Here is a 17,741-nt window from a genome sequence, read left to right on the forward strand (position 1 = left end):
GCTGCCGAAGCTCGGCATCAACGGCCAGCTGCACGGAGAGGCGTTGGCCTGGCAGCAGCAGCGCGCACGGCGCCTGCGCCTGATCGTGGGGCTGCCGGACATCAGCCGCGTGGCCGGCAAGCTGGACCTGCAGCAGCGTTTGCTGCTCGGGCAAGGCATAAACGACCTCGACATTGATCGTGGCGGTATTCATACGGCATACACCTCGTCGGCGCGACGCACGAAAGCATCGACAAAAGTATTGGTGATGTGGCTGAAAACGGGTGCCAGGATGGTTTCCAGCATACGGCTGGAGAAGACATAATGCAGGCGAAATTCCACCTTGCAGGCATCGTCCCCCAGCGGCAGAAACGACCAGGCACCCTCCAGTTCGGAAAACGGGCCATCCTGCAGCCTGATGCGCATTTCGCGCGGGGGCATCTTGGTGTTTTCGGTGGTAAAGCTCTGGCGGATGCCCATATAGGCGATATGAATGGTCGCCACCGTACGGTGTTCGTCGCGGACCTTCAACTCGGTGCCGCCACACCACGGCAGGAAATCAGGGTAATCCTCGACCCGATCAACCAGATCGAACATACGTTCCGGGCTGTGTGCCACCAGCACACTTTTTTCCACACGCGCCATGAGGACTAAACCGGGTGTTTCATGAATTCGCCTGATGATCGCGCCGCAACTTGGCTGTCAGGGGAGTTTTGAGAAAGAGTGCCATAGTGACTCATACGCCCGACCGAACAAACTCTTTCATGACGGCCGGGGAACGAGCGAGGGCAGGTGAATTTATGGAACATCCGGGTTGAAGCCTTGTAAAATCAAGAATTGTACGCAAGCCCGTCCGCCATGAGCATCGCTGATAACAAAAAAGCCTTTCACGATTATTTCATCGAGGAAAAATTCGAGGCCGGCCTCGTGCTCGAAGGCTGGGAAGTGAAAGCCATCCGCGCCGGTCGCGTGCAGTTGAAGGAAGCCTACGTCGTCGTCAAGAACGGCGCGGTGTATCTGATCGGCTGCCATATCAGCCCGCTTCCCACCGCTTCCACCCACATCCACCCCGACCCCACGCGCTCGCGCAAACTCCTGCTGCACGCGGCGGAAATCAACAAGCTGATCGGCAAGACCGAACGCGCCGGCTTCACGCTGGTGCCGCTCGACATGCATTATTCGAAAGGCCGCATCAAGCTGGAAATCGGACTGGCCAAGGGCAAGAAACAGCATGACAAGCGTGCGGCAGAAAAAGAACGCGAATGGCAACGCGAAAAGCAGCGCCTCATTCGTGCCAGCTAACGTCGATAAGGGATACAGCATCGACCAACGGATGAAATAATCCGCTTATCGGTCGTTTATCCCCTTGTGTCTCTGTCGACATGTCGACTACAATTGTCAATATATCGACAACCAAGGAATTCCCCATGTCGGCTCTTCCCGTTTACGACGTCGAATTCATTCCGTTGGAACGCCGTTTGGGGGACCGCCGCGTTGCTCCGCGTGACGCTGCCCTCCCACCTCAGATCATGGCCGATCGCCGCAAGACATCGAGCCGGCGTGCCGAAGATCGCAAACCGGCGAACCTGAAAGCCGTCTGAACCAACGTCATGGCGCGTGATGCGCCTTGACGCATTTGCCCCGGCTATATAGTCGAGGCCTCCTCTGCGTTTTCCCATATACAGTCCCTCCACACGATTCGGGGCCTGCCCTTCCTGGCCAAGTAAGATCCGCCTTTGCCAGCGCGACGACAGCCATGTGACAATGGCGTCGTTCCAACCCATCCCCACGTTTTTTCCTCGAAAGTTGAGCTCAGTTTGCCTGTCACCGTAGCAGACCTCCCCGCCTACACTGACATCATCGATGTCCGCTCCCCCGGTGAATTTTCTGAGGACCATATTCCTGGTGCGGTCAATTTGCCGGTACTGGACGACGCCGAGCGCGAACGTGTGGGTACGCTGTACAAGCAGATATCATCGTTCGAAGCCAAGAAAGTCGGCGCGGCACTGGTTTCGCGCAACATCGCGAAACATCTGGACGCCTGGTTCATCGACAAGCCCAAATCGTATCGTCCACTCGTCTATTGCTGGCGCGGCGGCAGCCGCAGCGGCTCGCTGACGCATGTCCTGCAGAAAATCGGTTTTGGCGCCGTGCAGCTCGAAGGGGGCTACAAGGCCTATCGACGTCATGTGGTGGCCGAGCTCGACCGCGAGGCACTGGCGGCGCACCGAGGTTCGCTGCTGGGCGCGCTCCCGGATCAGCCTCAGCCATCGCAAAAAAGCTTCGAAAGCGCGATCTGGTTCGCGTTGAGCCGCTTCGACTCGGCACACCCCGTATTCGTCGAATCGGAAAGCAAGAAGATCGGCGCACTGCGCGTCCCCGACGCGCTGATCACCGCCATGCGCGCCAGCATCTGCCTGCGGCTGGAGGTGCCCCTGGCAGCGCGGGTCCGCTTGCTGACCGAGGATTACATGCATTTCCTGCACGATCCCGGGACGATCAATCGCCAGCTCGCCTACCTCACGCCCTTACGCGGCAACGAGACTGTGGCGACGTGGCAGACGCTGGCCAATGAACGGGCGTGGCCCGAACTGGTGACCGCCCTGCTCGACCAGCATTACGACCCGACCTATCTCAAATCGCTCGCGAAAAATTACGCAGCCTCGCCCTCAGACCAGCTCTTCCACACGGACGATCTGTCGGCCAGCGGGCTGCAGCAACTGGCACGCACGATTCTGGCCGCGGCCTAGGCGCTTTCCCAGGACTAGAGCAGCTTCCCGAGCACGAAACCGATCACGATGCCGATGATGACCGCAATGGTCAGCCCGCGATAGGTCAGGACGTCCTTCGAATAGCCGCGCCGGATGGCGACATAGGACACCAGATAGCCGATCGCGTTGAGCAGCCAGATGAAGCCGATCGACAGGATCTTGACGATGATCGGGCCGATCACCGGCACCAATGCGATGACGCCCAGCAGCCAGACGAAGGCATTGGAGATCAGCCCCACCGCCACCACGCTGGCTGCGATCACGCCGCGGTCGACATTGAAATGCAGTCCCAGCCATACCAGCCCGCCGATCGCGCACCACAACGGCAGCATCACTTTCCAGTTGCGCCACCATGGCAGCCGTGCAGACGGCTCGTTCGGAGCGCCATCCGACACAGCCATGTTCAGCGCTCCAAGGCCCTCAGGTCGATGCCCGCACTGCCCCGTGGCGGACACCAGTAATACCCGCCGGTAAGCGGGCGGGTGAAGCGGAACAGCGCGTCGGTGATGCCATCGTCGTGGCCAGTCATACGACGCAGTTGCACTTCGAAGGCATCGAACGACTTGCCAAACGCCAGGAACACGAGTCCCGCATCTGCGCCCGCCACCCACGGCATGGAACGGCGCACCACGAAGGCCTCGGGTTCGAAATTCTCCTGCGCGGTGCGCTTGACGTGTGCCGATTCGGGCGCGTCATCGATCTCTTCATTGCTGTCGCGTTCGCGGCCGAAACAGTTGTCCTGCTCGGCACGGGACATTGCATCGAATCCGGGAAAATCATGCAGCCACTGCTGCACCGCCGCAAAACTGGAACCGTCGATACCCGCGCCCTGCCCCTGCGTCACCGCAGCTTCGACCGCATCCTCATCCTTGGGATTTTCGGTGCCGTCTTCGTAGCCTGTCAGATCACGGCAATCCTGGTGGCGGAAACTGACAATCGCCTGCGTCAATTTGAAGGCAGCCACAGCCAGAGTGCATGTTGTGTCGTCGGAATCGGAGGGCGCGCATCCGGCAGGACAGGGAAACCACGCAGCCCCTCAAGCTGCACGCCGAGGGCCTGCGTAACCTCCAGGCCGATACCCAGCACGGCCGAGTGACCGTCGCATTGCGCGGCCAGCGCATGCAGGGCTGACCGGCAATCGGCCCCTGGCTCCAGATCGAAGAACAGATGCCGTGCATGAAGGGGAATGGGATCGAAAATGGCGGGCTGGGCTGGCATGGCGTGAAAGCGATCAACGATAAGGGGCAGACAAGCGGCGGCCCGGCATGCTCAGCCGCGGCTCACCTCGATCATGTTTTGTACATGCTGCAGGCGCGCCAGCAGCCGAGCCAGCTGCTGCAGTTCCCGTATCCGCACGGTGAGCTGCATATGGGCATATTCGCCACGACTCTCGGTATTCACGCGCAGCACGTCGAGCCTGTCCTTGGCGATGACGTCGGACACGTCGGGTCGAAGGCCTTGAGGCGAATGTCCACCTCGAAGGCGGCATTTGCGTCGAGCACCCATTCCGCTGGCAGCATGCGGGCAGGATTGGCACGCTTGAGCGAGGCGCAGTCGTGACGATGCACGGTCAGTCCGCGCCCGACCGTGGTGTAGGCGACAATGTCGTCGGGTGGCTGCGGCTTGCAGCAACGGGCCAGCGTCAACGGCACGTCGCCCAGGCCAGGAATGGTGACGGGATTGCCCGATCGGGCGCGCGCACGCGGTTTGGCGGTGGGCGTCAGCGCCGGCGAAGGCTTGCCTGGCTCCTGCAGGGCATTGACCAGATCGCGCTGGCCGACATCGCCGCGACCGAGCGCAGCCAGGAACTCTTCCACCTTGCCGAACTTGAGCCGCTGCGCGAGCTTCTCCTGATTCGTGTCGCCCACGCCCAGGCGCTTGAGCTCTTTTTCCAGCAGGGTGCGGCCGAGGCTCACCTGCTCGCCGACATCGCGTTGGCGAAACCAGGTGCGCACCTTGGAGCGTGCGCGATGGGTGACCAGGTAGCCCAGTGCCGGATTGAGCCAGTCACGGCTCGGCTCGCCTTCCTTCACCGTGACGATCTCGACGCGCTGGCCGTTGTCTAGTACCGTGTTGAGCGGCACCATCGCACCGTTGACCTTGGCGCCGCGGCAGCGATGCCCCAGATCGGTGTGCAGCGCGTAGGCGAAATCCACCGGCGTGGCGCCCCGGTCGAGCGCCACGACCCTGCCCTGCGGCGTCAGCACGTAGACCTGGTCCTGGAACAGCTCGGTCTTGAACTGTTCGGTAAACTCGCTGCTATCGGCAACGTCGTCCTTCCATTCCAGGATGCGCCGCAGCCAGGCGATCTTTTCCTCGTACAGTGCGTCCTGGCGGCCGCCTTCCTTGTAGCGCCAGTGTGCGGCGACGCCGAGTTCGGCATGCCGGTGCATGTCGAAAGTACGGATCTGAACCTCGAGTGCCCGATCCTCCGGCCCGATCACAGCCGTATGAAGCGAACGGTAGTCGTTGCTCTTCGGCTGCGAAATATAGTCGTCGAATTCGCCCGGGATCGGCTGCCACAGGTTGTGCACCAAGCCCAGCACGGTGTAGCAGTCGATCTCGTGCTTCACCAGCACGCGCACCGCGCGGATGTCGTAGAGTTGCTCGAAACTCAGCCGTTTGCGCCGCATCTTGTTGACGATACTGGCGATATGCTTGGGCCGGCCGCTGACTTCGGCTTCGATGCCATGCAGCGCGAGTTCGGCCTGCAAGCGCTCGATAATGCCCTTGATATAGGCCTCGCGGTCGGCACGCTTTTCGTCGAGCTGCGCGGCAATGGTCTTGTAGGTATCGGGCTCCAGGTAGCGGAACGCCCAGTCTTCCATTTCCCACTTGATCTGCCACACGCCGAGCCGGTTGGCCAGCGGGGCGAAGAGTTCGCGCGCCTGCTGGCCCAGTGCCTCGCGCGTCGCGGCGTCCTGGCTCGCCGCGCAGCGCAGGGCATGCGTACGCTCCGCCAGCTTGACCAATACGACGCGAATATCCTCCACCATCGCCAACACCATCTGCCGCAAGGCCTCGAGCTGGGCATGCGGGTCGACGCGCTTGTCGGTGGCGCTGGCGGCCAAGGTCTCGATGCGAACCATCGCAGCCACGCCGCGGGCCAGCCGGGCAGCCGTGCCGAAAGTGGTATCGAAATCGGCTGTATCGCCCAGACAGGCATGCAACAAAGCGGCGGCGACGGCATCGGCCCCAACCCGCAATTCGGCCACGATCAAGGCCGCTCCTACACTGTGCGCAAATACCGGGGTACTGCCCAGTTGGGCATGGGCATACGCCAGCGCGCGCCAGGGCAGATCGTTTTCCGCCACCGGCAATACGCGCGCCAGCGCCTGCCGGGCCGATTCCGGATCAGTGGCTTCATAGCAGCGGGGGCGGGCAATGTCATTCATCAAACGAAACGGTATGCCAGTAGCGGCGATGGGACGGTCGATATTCTGAGGCCACCACCCCGGCTTCGCCAAACACCAGGCTGATGCGCCCTCCTGAGTCGCTGCGTAGAATGTCCGAATCCAGCGCGCGAAACCGCGCCACGACCTGCGGATGGGGATGGCCGAAACGATTGCGATACCCTACCGTGAAGACCCCATAGCGCGGATGCACCTGCTCGACGAACTCGGCCAGCGACGAAGTGCGGCTGCCGTGATGTCCGGCCACCAATACCGTTGCCGATATATCCGTGCCGGATTCCAGCAATTCGAGTTCGCCACGCCGTTCGGCGTCCCCTGTGATCAACAGGCTTTGGCCGCCCCGGGTGACTTTCAGCACGCAACTGTAATCATTGTCCCGGCGGTCGGGCTCTGTATACGCCGCGACAGGTGGATTCAGGATGTCAAAACGCACGCCGTCCCATTGCCAGTGCTGGCCGCGATGACAATGGGACGGCGACGGGGCTGCCGTCAGAAGCGGGCTCGCCGTCGGCAAACCGTGCAGCAACCAGCCTGTCGGAATATCGCGCAACACCGATCGCAAGCCGCCGCTGTGATCGTTGTCGTCGTGCGAGACGATGACACCGGACAATTTCCCGATGCCCAATGTGCGCAAATACGGCACGACGATGCGTTCGCCTGCGTCGCTGCCGGCAAACGCCGGGCCCGTATCGTAGAGCAGTGCATGCGCCGCCGTGCGGATCAGGATGGCCGTACCCTGGCCCACGTCGATCACGTCAGCCTGAAAGGTATCGGGTGCGATGCTCGTTCGCAGCGGGAAGATCAGCGGCAGCCACAACAGCCCGCCCATCGCCCGCATCGGAAACCCGCGCGGCAACAACAGCCACAGCGTACCCGTCACCGCCAGCAACAGCGCCTCCCCTTCCGGCACAGGTCGCGACACCACCGCCCACGGCAGTTCACTGGCCCAGATCAGCCCTTGGCCAAGCCAGGCCATCAACCAGGCGGCCACATGCCACAGCGGCGGCATGATCACCCCCAGCAAGGCCAGCGGCGTCACCAGCCAACTGACGACCGGAATGGCGACGGCATTGGCAAGCGGGGAAATCAACGATACCTGCTGGAACAGCAACAGCAGGGCCGGTGCCAGCGCCAGTGTGACTGCGCCCTGCACCGTCACCCAGGCACGCAGCTTGCCTGTTTGCCCCACGCGCCCGAATGTCGCCCACAGGATCGCAGCCATGGCGCCGAACGACAGCCAGAAACCGGCCGACAATACCGCCCACGGATCGATCAGCAAGACCACGAACAGGGCCCATGTCAGAGCAGAAAACGGCCGTGGTTCACGTCGTCCCCAGAACGCCAGCGCCAGCACGCCGAGCATGAACAGGGTGCGCTGCGCCGGTACCTGAAAGCCCGCGAGCAAGGCATACGCATACGCCGCCAACACGGCAGCCAGCAGCCCCGCCTGCCGGGCCGGAAGACGTTCTGCCGCGCGCGGCCAGCGTCGCCAGCCAAACGCCACCGCCCAACCGGCCAGGGCGGCAATCATGGTGACGTGCAAGCCGGAGATGGAAAGCAGGTGGTTTACCCCGGTCCGGGTGAAGGCGCGCCATTGGTCATGCGGAATGCTGCGTTGGTCGCCAACCACCAGGGCGGCGATGACGCCGGCGTAGGGTGTGTCGTCCAAGGTGGCAGCGATCCGCTCGCGAATGGCGGCACGCGCAGCGGCAATCCACGCAGCAGGCGTAGCTGCCTGCGCATCCAGACGCCGGGGAGAGGGTTTCTCGCGTACATATCCCGAGGCAGCGATGTCGCGTTCCAGCATCCAGGCCTCGAGGTCGAAGCCGTGCGGATTGTGCGTACCGTAGGGCCGCTTCAACCGTACCGTGAATTGCCAGCGCTCGCCCGCCTTCACGGTCGGATTGCGCGCGCCCTCGCGGGGCCAGTAGCGCGCAAGCTGGATACGATGCAGGACCGGGCCATGGGGCGTCAGGGTGCGCTCGACATCCAGCACGAAGCGCTCGCCTCGCGTGTCGGCCTGAGCCAGATCGTTCACCACGCCCACCACGGCAAGGTCCACCCCCTGCCAGTGATCCGGCAAACGATCGGCGAGGCGCAGGTCGGCCCGCCATGCGGCCCATGCAAATCCCAACGCAACCCCCAGCAACACCACTGCCAGACGGCGCAGCGTGTCAGGTACCTCTCTGGAGAAACGTGGAAGCCACACCGCCGCAGACAACAACGGAAGCAGCCCCAGCCAGCGGACAGAAGGCAGTGTCGCCTGTTGCTGCAGCAGCCAGACACCGAAGCAGAACGCGATGAGGGTGATCCGCATCGCGCGAACGCTCAGAGGGCTTGCAGCATCCCGTCGACCAGCCTGATCTGGCGGTCCATGCGCGCGGCAAGCTCGACGTCGTGGGTGACGACAACCAGGCTGGTCTCGTGTTTGCGGTTGAGTTCGCGCATCAGGTCGAATACGGCATTGGCGGTATGACGGTCGAGGTTGCCGGTCGGCTCGTCGGCCAGGATGCAGGCTGGCCGAGTGACCAGCGCACGCGCGATGGCGACGCGCTGGCGCTCGCCACCGGATAGTTCGCCGGGACGATGGACAAGCCGATGCCCCAGGCCCACCTCGTTCAGCACCTCGGTTGCGCGGGCCATGGCCTGGTCATGCTCCATACGGCGGATAGTCAATGGCATGGCTGCGTTTTCCAGCGCGGAAAATTCCGGCAATAGGTGATGGAACTGGTAGACAAACCCCAACGCGGTATTGCGCAGCTGGCAGCGCGCCGCCTCGGAAATGGCGAACGGATCCTGCCCCAGCAGCGCCACGCGGCCACGCGTCGGTACATCAAGGCCGCCCAGCAGATGCAGCAGCGTGCTCTTGCCCGAACCCGAGGCCCCGACGATGGCAACCGACTCTCCGGCATTCACTTCAAAGTCGACATCACCCAGTACCTGTACGTCGACCTTGCCCTGCCGGAAGGTCTTGCCCAACCCGCTACAGCGCAGCACGATCTCACTCATAGCGCAACGCCTCCGCCGGATTGATGCGCGAAGCGCGCCAGCTTGGGTACAGCGTCGCGGCCAGACTGATGAAGAGCGAGACACCGGCAATGATGCCCACGTCACTCCATACCAGTTTGGACGGCAGTTTGCTGATGTAGTACACGTCGGCCGGGAACAGGTCCATGCCGACCATGTGCTCGATGAAAGGCACGACGGTTTCGACGTTGAGCGCGAGCAGTACGCCGCTCGCCACCCCTAGCAGCGTGCCGAACACCCCGATGAACGCACCCTGCACGATGAAGATGGCCATGATCGACAAGGGCTTGGCTCCAAGCGTGCGCAGGATGGCGATGTCGGACTGCTTGTCGGTCACGGCCATCACCAGGGTGGAGACGATGTTGAAGGCCGCCACCGCGACGATCAGCAGCAGGATCAGGAACATCATGCGTTTCTCGATCGCCACGGCGCGAAAGAAGTTCGCATGGCTTTGCGTCCAATCGGTCAGGTAATAATGACCGGTGAGACTGTTCGCCAGTTCGCGCGTCACGAACGGCGCGCGGAACAGGTCATCGAGCTTCAGCCGCACGCCCGACACGTCGTCGCCCATGCGCAGCAGCTTCTGCGCGTCCTGCAGATTGATCAGGGCGAGGCCAGAATCATATTCGAACATGCCGGCCTCGAAGATGCCGATGACGGTGAACTGCTTGACACGCGGCATCACGCCTGCCGGCGTGATGTTGCCCTGCGGGGTCAGCAGCACCAGCTTGTCGCCGGGCACCACATCCAGTGCGCGCGCCAGCTCCGCGCCTAGGATGATGCCGAATCCGCCAGGCTTGAGATCGGTCAGCTTGCCCACCTTCATGTGCTGCGAAAAATCGGCTACCTGGCTTTCGAGTTCCGGCAGCACGCCGCGGATAATGGCGCCACGCACCATGTCGCCGTTGGCCAGCATGCCTTCCGCGTTGACATAGGGTGCGCCGGCGAGCACTTCCTTGTTCTGTTTGGCCTGTTCCAGCACATTGCGCCAGTCGGCCAAGTGGTCGGCCGACCCGCTGATCTCAAGGTGTGCCGCCACACCGAGAATGCGTGTCCGCAACTCATCCTGGAAACCGTTCATCACGGAAAGCACCACGATCAGCGCCATCACGCCCAGCGCGATGCCTGCCATGGAAACGATGGAAATGAAGGAAATAAAATGATTGCGGCGCTTGGCGTGGGTATAGCGCAGGCCGATCAAGAGCTCAAAAGGAAGCAAGGCATGACTCGCGGACGGAATACCCGAAGTATGCCATAGCTGCTTTTTCGCCCGTCGCCTACCCCCGCGGTCGATCGTCCAAACGATACTGATAGCAATATTTCAGGAATTTCGCTATATCCACCGTATAGCGCTGCGCCAGCCGGTTCGGTTCCAGGCATAAACGGAAAAACCATTCCATTCGCATCTTTTGTACAAGAATCGGCGCCCGGGGCTTATCGCCGCCCCAGAAATCGAACAATGCTCCCACCCCAGCCAGAATAGGGACATTCAAGTGCCGACGATAATCTAGTATCCATTTCTCCTGGATCGGATTGCCCAGCGCCACCAGCAGGATATCGGCCTGTGCCCGGTTGATCGTTTCCAGCAGATTCTGCTTGGTTTTAACGCACCGGTATCCATCGCACATGCCCACCACTATCTGGCCCAGTTGCCGCGTTGCGTATAACGCGGCTTGCCGCAACACCCCAGGTTTTCCACCTATCATGAATACCCTGAGCGGCGTGGCCGACTGGCGGAACAGGAACGGCACAAAGTCCGTACCATTCAGGTTCTCCTCGAAGTGTTCGCCCTGCATCAAGTTAGCGGCGATATCCATGCCTACACCATCATTGACGATGACAATTCCCTCCTGCGCCATTCGCACGTGCAAATCCCGGCATTGCACAATGAAGTTGGTATTTGCAAAAAATAACGCAACCTGCTCGCCTTGTTGCCGTCGCATGAGCAAGTACGCTGCAAGATCGGCTGACGTGGTTTTGCGAATGGCAAAACCGCCTATTCGAACGTTCTCTTGTGTTGACATGGTCAAATTCCTTTCGTGAACATGCGCGCATTGCGCATGGCCCGGAATTTCAGGTTGCCGCTTTCAGCGGCTCGGACATCCTCGTTAGCGGTTCCCGGGCAGGCTCCCGAATTCGATGCTTTGGATGTCTTGCGGAAGGGCGTGCTTCGTTCGTCCTTTGCCCATAACAAAAGGGAAAAAACGCCGTATGAACACTGAAGCTGGATAGCTCGACAACAACGCTGCTGTGGGAAACAGCAACGTCCAGATAAAAGAAGATTCCTTGAAGTCGTGAGGAAAGCCGAACGCCACGACGGCAATGCCGGTGAAGACGCTGAACATCAACAAATGGATGGGAAAAATAATGATGGTGTTTTGCGATAACCATCGGAAAACACGCGTAGCCGGCAGCCCGATGGAAAAGTAGAACAGCGCGAAAATCCCCAGATATGCGCCGATAAAATAAAGAGATCGGTAGTTGCCGAAATGAAGCGTATTCAAATCCACACTGCCATTGAGGTTCGCGACGAATGCAACGACGGCCAACATCAGGAACGCAAGAATTCGCGCGCCGGTCCTGGAAACCCTAGCTGACGTCGCCTTCTGATATCCGCGGAAAAAATGGCCGGCCGAATAAAATGCAATAGCCACGACCGCGTTATCCAGCCCCCAGGGCAGACGCGGCCAGGACCGATCGTAGAGAAGGACAAAAACAACGCCCAGTCCATTCAGCGCGACCAGCAGAAAGGCTGCCGAGAAATATTTCCTCGCAGCGAAGAAAATCAACGAGGCCGTGAAAAGACACGTAAAAAACCACAACACCACATTCACGAACAGTGCGTCGCCGTTTCCGACCAGAATGCCCATCAGGGGGGCTTGCCAGTCCATCCCAACGTATTTGACGGCGCTCGCCGCCATGTCATGCGTCGGCAGCCAATACAGATAGGACACCACGAAAAAGAACAGGTAGGGCAGTGCAAGTCCTTTCCACAAGGCGGAGAAGTACGCTTTATAGGGCAGGGCCAATTTGGCTTCGGTCAAAAGCAGTCCGGAAATAAAGAAGAACAGCGGCATGTGGAAGCTGTAGATCACATGCTTGATGAACGGATCCAGACCCGGGGCATGTCCGACGACGACCAACACCATCCCGATGGCTTTCATCGTGTCTACATACGTGAGCCTTCCCGCCCGCATTTCAGAAACCAATTCAGGATTCATGTTTGCGTTGACCATCGCTTTCGATCCCTTTACGAGGGGTGCCCCAAGACTTTCCCTGTGCGCTCATCCTCGCCGGGAGCGCGATTTTCCAACCCGCGACGCATAGGGAATCCTGACGAGCCCCGCTCGAAACCGGCCAGCCGACGAACCGCTCCGGCACCGGCGCCATAGGCGACTAAGCCGGCCATGCCGGCAATAATCAGCGAGGACCATTCCGTGATGTCCATGCCGGTCAACGGCAAGAGATGTATCAGGATGGCGCTAAGGGCGGCGCCCGCTCCTGCAGGCAGGATCGTCACCACGAAGCTGCGCAAGGACATGCCGAGTTGTCGGCCGATCGCGAACTTCATTGCCACCATTCCCGCCACGCTGCCCAGGGCAAAACCGGCGGCGACACCCGTAGCACCGTTCGTGCGCGTCAGCACCCATGCCAGCGTCGTCGCCAACAACATCTGCGCGAGTGCGAGTTTGGGAACACGTGAGGTTTGGCCCGTCGCGAACGAAAGATTCTGGCCGAGCGCGAAAACCGCCTGCCCCATGTAAGCGACCGACAGCCAGCCGAACAAGGCCGCGCTGGCGCGCCATTTCTCGCCAAAGACGATGACGACCATCGGTTCGGCCAGGGCGGTGACGATGGTATAAACCGGCGCCAGCAACAAGAGCGTCATGGCCAGCATACGGCCATAAATTTGTCGCAAGGCCGCCGGATCGCGTTGTTGCTGCACAAACAAGGAGACGCTGACGCGTCCCAGTGACGCGCCGATGACGAGATACGCTGCCGATAGCACGCGTTTGGCCAGATTGTATAGACCGGTTGCGTAGGGGCCGAGCAGCACCGTGACAAGCGCAGCATCTCCGCTTGTATTGGCGTAGTTCAACAATGCCGACGCGCTCACCTTATTCATCTCGCTGGCATGTCTGCGGATCAACGCAGTCGACCACGACCAGTGCGGCCGCCAGGTGCGCCATTCGGCCGCGACCGCAATCAGAAGCGCGACGACGCCTGCGACGAGCTGTTGCGCCACGAGCGCCATCGCCCCCGCGCCCTGATAGACCATCAACAACGCCACCGCTCCCCCTGCGCTCACCGAGCAGAGGGAACGGATCGCCAGCAGGCGGAAATTGCCTTCGCGCAGCAATCGGGCCTCATGGGCTCGAACCAATCCAAACAAGACGATGACAAGGCTCATGCCCAGCAGCACCGGCATCAGTTCGGGCGTTCCGAAAAAGCGCACCAGCAGAGGCGACGCGAGCGCCATCACGGCCGCCAGCACCAGCGACACGATCGTGCACAGGGTGAACAGCCAATCGAACAATGTATCGTTCGAGTCGACGCCGCGCACGACCGGCATCGCGATCGCATCAAGCAGCGTCATGCGAACAAACTGCACCATCAGGTGGGCAATGGCGAGCAGGCCGAATTCATGGGGCGTCAACCAGTGGGCGAGCACGGCGAAGATCGCGAAGGACAACGCCTGTTGCGCGAAGTTATCCGCGATAATGGGAGTCCTCGCCGCGATTTCGCGCACGGCCGGGCTGATGGAAAAGCGCGGCGCCATCGATCTAAAGCAAGAGGCGGTGAGAGCGAAAATCTTCACGCGACCGAATCCACCCCGGCACGCCATCCCCGAATGCGGGATTGCACGCTATGCCATTTGAAACGCGCTTGAGCTGGCCGCCCCGCGAACAAGGCGACAAGCGAGCCGGCCAGAGTACGCACACAGACCCAGGGGAAGTACCAGGCTGGAAATCCGGCGCGGCGAATCACACGCCCAAATCCGCTTTCGTAGCGGCCTTGCCGTTCGCGCGCGGCCTCGTCGAACGTGCTGGTTTTCACCGGATGCCGCAGGACCAGTTCGCGATCGAACATGATCCGGCCGCCGGCTTGCAGGCCGCGCAAGAGATAATCCGTTTCCTCGCCCGCTCCCCAGGCTGTGCCGGCGCCCACGCCCAGCGTCTCGTCGAAAGGTCCGATGCATTCGACCAACCCGCGACGAAGAAAAATGCTGAACGAAATGGCACCGCGCCAAACGGTATAGCGGTTGAGGACTTGCGAACGTCCGAGCCAGCGCCCCTCGGTACGGCCGTTCTCGTCGACGAAGCGCCCGGTCAGGCCATCGAGGCCCGCGTCGAGTTCGAAGCGGGACGCGACATAGGACAGCAATCCGTCGGGATACCAGCAGTCGTCGTCGGGAAAGGCCACAAGATCTCCGGTGACGTGCTGCAGTCCAGCATTCCGCGCGCGCGACAGCCCCTTGGAAGAGACGACGCGCTCGATTGGAAAATACGGGCGATACGCTTCGATCAAGGGCAACAGTCTGTCGTCGGGATTCTGATCGACGATGACAAGTTCGACGGCGGGATAGTCTTGTCTCTTCAGAGACTCCAGAAAACGACCGATTTCTTCGGTACGGCCCAGGGTGCCCATGACCAGGGAAAACTTCGGTGTGCGTTGTTTTTCGCCTTCGAAACGCACCGACGGCAGATGACTGAGCCATGCGTCGTAGAGCGCGCGAATCTTCCCGTAGGCGTTATCCAGATAACGTACGTTGCAACCCATCAGCGCGGCGGCCAGCCCGATGTGCAAACGATTGGTCCATACGAAATAGGCAGATTTCACAAACACCAGCAGGTCGCGGCTCACCAGATCCGATTCCTCGCGGAAACGGTATTGTGAACCGTAAAAACTAGGGACATCGCGACGTGGATCACCGGGTTCGGCGAACGTGGCTTCCGCATCGGCCCGTATCACGCACAGGGCGCCCCCCAGTGCAGGACGCAGGCGCCGCAGCGCCATCCGCCATCCAGCATAGGTGTGCAGTTGGCCGTAGCGTGCAAACCGGGCCCACATGCGCAGACCGCCATAGTGGCTGCACCGTGCGAAGAGTCGCTCCGGATCGATATAGAGGGCCATGTCGGGCGCGAACATCACCTCGGCCCTTGTTCCCGTGGCTTTCACGCGCGCCAGCGATTCGAGGTCGCGGCATACCAGCGTGAAGCGCGTGTCCAGGCGCCGGAGCAGATCCTGATGGCCGCGTATGGAGTGCGGCAACACGAGCGCACGCGCTACGCCGACCTGCAGACAGCGCGCCAGAAAATCGCGGCAATTATCGTATTCGGGAACCAGATTGCCACCGCCGCTGTAGATTGCCGTGTCTCCGGCAACGATGTCGCGCGTGGACGAGTAGCGGGGAGCGATCTGGCAGTCCTCGAAAAATTGCCAGGTTCCAGCGGCGATCAAAGCATCGCCGGCATTGCCCTGATTGGGAACATACTTGATCGCACCTGGGGCGTCCGCCTCCAACGCGTCGAGCGCGTCCCTCAGCGGTTGCCAGGCGCGGGTATCTTTAACGAGCATGGTCATCCTCCGGAAGACTGGGTTAACCCGCCCGAACATGCTGCGACGGCGCGGCGGTACGGCGCACCGACCGCACCAGCCCTGCGGAGCGGAGAGAAATAAGGGGGTTCCATGGCACACGGCTTCATAGGTATTTCTTCAATATGGCGGTTTGCGGCGCATCTTGTCCGTTGTGCGGTTCGATGCTAAATGGGTACGAGCCCCACCAGCTGCCCGCCGCCCAGTACGTCCATCCACGCCAGACGCTCGTGTCTTGCATATGTCCGAGGATCGCATCCAACGCAGCCAGGCACTCCTGGCCGGACGGCACGCCGAACTCACCCAGAAAGAGTTTCTGATTGTTGGTCTTTGCCCATTGCGTGATGTCGTCGAACATAGGCGACAATTTCTCGACTGGCACGCAAGTCCTGCCAGTGCCGGAATAGTTGGCGTCGGCGTATTGGTGGACTTCAAGCAGCGTACGATTCAACGGGTCCTTGAAGTTCGCGAAAGCTGATGCGTTCGAGGTCTTTCCAATTGTCTTTTCCCACTCGTGTACGCCGCTCCAGCGCCCACCTGAAGCCAGCAGGAGATTCTTTGCACCCGTTTTTCGAATCGCGACAATCGTGCGTTGCGCCGCATCGGCCCATTGTTCGATGGGCAGCTTGGCGGGCTCATTCATCAGGCCGAACGCGACGGTGCCAGCGTCGGGGAAATGAGCCGCCAGCCGCGTCCACAAGTCGATGAATGCCTCGACGGGCACCTCTTCCGTGCCTATGACATTGCCGCGATAGGCCCCATAGTTATGGACGTCAAGGATGATGCACATACCCTTCGCCTTGGCCAACGCCACGGCATCCGAGATATCTTTCAGTTCAGCTGCGTCGAGCTCTCCAAATAGAGTTGGCTGAACCCTCTCCCAGCGGAACGGCAAGCGAACTGCGTTCATTCCGATGGAAGAGAAGTACGCAAACTCCGCCTGGTTGGGATAGATATAGTCCTTGGAAAGCGTACCCGGCAGCTTGGTGCCGTTGAACTCCGCGCCCGACAAATTCACGCCCTTGAGTGCGTTTCCCGACTCGCAACCTGTCGCCATACCCGACGCGGCCCACCCGGCGGTGGCAAGCGCACTTAGCAGGCATACGGTTCGTTTGATCCTGCGTGTGGTCTTTATCGACATATGGCTTTCCTCAAGGTTGGATCAACCAGGGATCGATAGATATCAACGTATTGGTCAGCGACGTATTTCCAGCTGTAACGCTCGACAGAAGAGCGGACAAATTCCCTTCTAGGCAGATAGTCGTGTTCGCCCTGCTCGTGAAGCGTCAACAGGGAGTTGACCCCGCTCGCGAGTTGGCGCGTGTCAAGCAGCAAGCCTTGGCCCACTTGTTCGATCAGGTTCCGGAATGGGGGGATATCGCTTAACACGGGTATCAATCCGGCGCTCATTGCTTCAATCGGTGCAATACCGAAGCCTTCGTGATGCGACAGGCAAATGAAATAGCTGGATTGGCCGATCAGGGATGCCAATTCCTGATCAGAAGGGTTGGCCGCCAATCGTACAGAATCGACAAGCCCGTGTTGACGTATCCGATCCGCGAGCGCGGCCTGGGTATGGTCGTATTCTCGCCCCGCGATAATCAGCTTCCATGCAGGTTGCCGAGCTACCAGCTGACGGAAGAACTCGATGGTTTCCAGGAGTCCTTTGTTTTCCGACCAGCGGCCGAAATAGATCAGCGTCGGGGTCAGCTCGCGCGCCGACCGGTCCGCATATTTCTCAACGTTGACGCCATTCTCGATGACGATTTTCTTGGGCGATTGGACAATGGCGTTGAAAATCCTCCCATCGTTTTCGCTGGTCGCGACAACCCGGTCGTATGCAACGGATGACAGCCGGGTAGCCGTATTGAAATAGGCCTTCTTGAGCGTGGCGGCAAAACGGGTGTGAAAGAACCCGCCATGCGTGGAGGCCCCCATGGGACGACGATGGATC

General features: G+C 60.8%; 18 protein-coding genes and 1 pseudogene. 3 read left to right on the top strand and 16 right to left on the bottom strand.

Annotated features, from left to right (window positions below; all coding sequences use genetic code 11):
• Positions 1–193: pseudogene (locus ABT23_RS14080) on the bottom strand (hypothetical protein); the annotation flags it as partial.
• Positions 190–624: a type II toxin-antitoxin system RatA family toxin gene (locus ABT23_RS14085; protein ID WP_296636622.1), complete on the bottom strand. Its 435-nt coding sequence runs from the start codon at positions 622–624 to the stop codon at positions 190–192. The gene ABT23_RS14085 and the pseudogene ABT23_RS14080, both read right to left, overlap by 4 nt.
• Before the next feature lie 213 nt (positions 625–837).
• On the opposite strand from ABT23_RS14085, the gene smpB reads away from it, so the two are divergent.
• The 3 genes from smpB to ABT23_RS14100 all read left to right on the top strand — a co-directional run bounded on the left by smpB (position 838) and on the right by ABT23_RS14100 (position 2,729).
• The gene (gene smpB / locus ABT23_RS14090) at positions 838–1,281 is read left to right on the top strand and encodes an SsrA-binding protein SmpB (protein WP_296636627.1); all 444 of its coding nucleotides are present in this window, start codon (positions 838–840) and stop codon (positions 1,279–1,281) included.
• Between the two features lie 125 nt (positions 1,282–1,406).
• The gene (locus tag ABT23_RS14095) at positions 1,407–1,580 is read left to right on the top strand and encodes a hypothetical protein (protein ID WP_296636631.1); all 174 of its coding nucleotides are present in this window, start codon (positions 1,407–1,409) and stop codon (positions 1,578–1,580) included.
• A gap of 216 nt (positions 1,581–1,796) precedes the next feature.
• On the top strand, positions 1,797–2,729 hold the full coding sequence (locus ABT23_RS14100; protein WP_296636636.1) for a tRNA 2-selenouridine(34) synthase MnmH: 933 nt from the start codon (positions 1,797–1,799) through the stop codon (positions 2,727–2,729).
• A 14-nt stretch (positions 2,730–2,743) separates the two neighbouring features.
• Here the strand turns inward: ABT23_RS14100 and ABT23_RS14105 are convergent, their stop codons facing one another.
• The 14 genes from ABT23_RS14105 to ABT23_RS14170 form a co-directional block, all read right to left on the bottom strand.
• On the bottom strand, positions 2,744–3,151 hold the full coding sequence (locus tag ABT23_RS14105) for a hypothetical protein (protein ID WP_296636641.1): 408 nt from the start codon (positions 3,149–3,151) through the stop codon (positions 2,744–2,746).
• Between the two features lie 2 nt (positions 3,152–3,153).
• Positions 3,154–3,714, bottom strand: coding sequence for a Dyp-type peroxidase (locus ABT23_RS14110; protein ID WP_296636644.1), 561 nt, complete (start codon positions 3,712–3,714; stop codon positions 3,154–3,156).
• Positions 3,696–3,968 carry a hypothetical protein gene (locus tag ABT23_RS14115; RefSeq protein WP_296636649.1) on the bottom strand — a complete coding sequence of 91 codons (273 nt, stop codon included), beginning with the start codon at positions 3,966–3,968 and terminating at the stop codon, positions 3,696–3,698. Before ABT23_RS14115 ends, ABT23_RS14110 begins: the two co-directional genes overlap by 19 nt.
• A gap of 51 nt (positions 3,969–4,019) precedes the next feature.
• A complete protein-coding gene (locus ABT23_RS14120) occupies positions 4,020–4,193 on the bottom strand; it encodes an ACT domain-containing protein (protein ID WP_296636653.1) in 174 nt (57 codons plus the stop codon).
• Positions 4,148–6,145 (bottom strand): bifunctional (p)ppGpp synthetase/guanosine-3',5'-bis(diphosphate) 3'-pyrophosphohydrolase, encoded by a 1,998-nt coding sequence (locus tag ABT23_RS14125; protein WP_296636658.1) that lies wholly within the window; start codon positions 6,143–6,145, stop codon positions 4,148–4,150. Before ABT23_RS14125 ends, ABT23_RS14120 begins: the two co-directional genes overlap by 46 nt.
• On the bottom strand, positions 6,138–8,480 hold the full coding sequence (locus tag ABT23_RS14130; protein WP_296636661.1) for a DNA internalization-related competence protein ComEC/Rec2: 2,343 nt from the start codon (positions 8,478–8,480) through the stop codon (positions 6,138–6,140). Before ABT23_RS14130 ends, ABT23_RS14125 begins: the two co-directional genes overlap by 8 nt.
• An 11-nt stretch (positions 8,481–8,491) precedes the next feature.
• Complete coding sequence (gene lolD / locus ABT23_RS14135; protein WP_296636665.1) at positions 8,492–9,172, bottom strand: lipoprotein-releasing ABC transporter ATP-binding protein LolD; 681 nt, start codon at positions 9,170–9,172, stop codon at positions 8,492–8,494.
• A complete protein-coding gene (locus ABT23_RS14140; protein ID WP_296636670.1) occupies positions 9,165–10,409 on the bottom strand; it encodes a lipoprotein-releasing ABC transporter permease subunit in 1,245 nt (414 codons plus the stop codon). Before ABT23_RS14140 ends, lolD begins: the two co-directional genes overlap by 8 nt.
• A gap of 58 nt (positions 10,410–10,467) precedes the next feature.
• Complete coding sequence (locus ABT23_RS14145) at positions 10,468–11,214, bottom strand: WecB/TagA/CpsF family glycosyltransferase (protein WP_296636674.1); 747 nt, start codon at positions 11,212–11,214, stop codon at positions 10,468–10,470.
• 84 nt (positions 11,215–11,298) lie between these two features.
• Entirely contained in the window at positions 11,299–12,411 is a 1,113-nt protein-coding gene (locus tag ABT23_RS14150; RefSeq protein WP_296636677.1) for an acyltransferase family protein, read from the bottom strand.
• A gap of 29 nt (positions 12,412–12,440) precedes the next feature.
• Positions 12,441–14,009: an oligosaccharide flippase family protein gene (locus tag ABT23_RS14155; RefSeq protein ID WP_296636679.1), complete on the bottom strand. Its 1,569-nt coding sequence runs from the start codon at positions 14,007–14,009 to the stop codon at positions 12,441–12,443.
• Positions 14,006–15,769, bottom strand: a complete 1,764-nt coding sequence (locus ABT23_RS14160; RefSeq protein ID WP_296636682.1) for a glycosyltransferase — start codon at positions 15,767–15,769, stop codon at positions 14,006–14,008. Before ABT23_RS14160 ends, ABT23_RS14155 begins: the two co-directional genes overlap by 4 nt.
• A gap of 124 nt (positions 15,770–15,893) precedes the next feature.
• Entirely contained in the window at positions 15,894–16,928 is a 1,035-nt protein-coding gene (locus tag ABT23_RS14165; protein WP_296636685.1) for a glycoside hydrolase family 5 protein, read from the bottom strand.
• On the bottom strand, positions 16,919–17,741 hold an 823-nt coding region (locus ABT23_RS14170; RefSeq protein WP_296636687.1), incomplete at its 5' end, for a glycosyltransferase family 4 protein. The genes ABT23_RS14165 and ABT23_RS14170, both read right to left, overlap by 10 nt.

It is taken from the genome of Thiobacillus sp. SCN 63-57, assembly GCF_001725555.1.
GTDB lineage: Bacteria > Pseudomonadota > Gammaproteobacteria > Burkholderiales > Thiobacillaceae > Thiobacillus.

What these genes read in the sequence shown, in the direction of transcription:
- ABT23_RS14085 (WP_296636622.1), bottom strand. Translation starts at nt 624, where the DNA reads ATGGCGCGTGTGGAAAAAAGTGTGCTGGTGGCACACAGCCCGGAACGT.
- smpB (WP_296636627.1), top strand. Translation starts at nt 838, where the DNA reads ATGAGCATCGCTGATAACAAAAAAGCCTTTCACGATTATTTCATCGAG.
- ABT23_RS14095 (WP_296636631.1), top strand. Translation starts at nt 1,407, where the DNA reads ATGTCGGCTCTTCCCGTTTACGACGTCGAATTCATTCCGTTGGAACGC.
- ABT23_RS14105 (WP_296636641.1), bottom strand. Translation starts at nt 3,151, where the DNA reads ATGGCTGTGTCGGATGGCGCTCCGAACGAGCCGTCTGCACGGCTGCCA.
- ABT23_RS14115 (WP_296636649.1), bottom strand. Translation starts at nt 3,968, where the DNA reads ATGCCAGCCCAGCCCGCCATTTTCGATCCCATTCCCCTTCATGCACGG.
- ABT23_RS14125 (WP_296636658.1), bottom strand. Translation starts at nt 6,145, where the DNA reads ATGAATGACATTGCCCGCCCCCGCTGCTATGAAGCCACTGATCCGGAA.
- ABT23_RS14130 (WP_296636661.1), bottom strand. Translation starts at nt 8,480, where the DNA reads ATGCGGATCACCCTCATCGCGTTCTGCTTCGGTGTCTGGCTGCTGCAG.
- lolD (WP_296636665.1), bottom strand. Translation starts at nt 9,172, where the DNA reads ATGAGTGAGATCGTGCTGCGCTGTAGCGGGTTGGGCAAGACCTTCCGG.
- ABT23_RS14145 (WP_296636674.1), bottom strand. Translation starts at nt 11,214, where the DNA reads ATGTCAACACAAGAGAACGTTCGAATAGGCGGTTTTGCCATTCGCAAA.
- ABT23_RS14150 (WP_296636677.1), bottom strand. Translation starts at nt 12,411, where the DNA reads ATGAATCCTGAATTGGTTTCTGAAATGCGGGCGGGAAGGCTCACGTAT.
- ABT23_RS14160 (WP_296636682.1), bottom strand. Translation starts at nt 15,769, where the DNA reads ATGCTCGTTAAAGATACCCGCGCCTGGCAACCGCTGAGGGACGCGCTC.
- ABT23_RS14165 (WP_296636685.1), bottom strand. Translation starts at nt 16,928, where the DNA reads ATGTCGATAAAGACCACACGCAGGATCAAACGAACCGTATGCCTGCTA.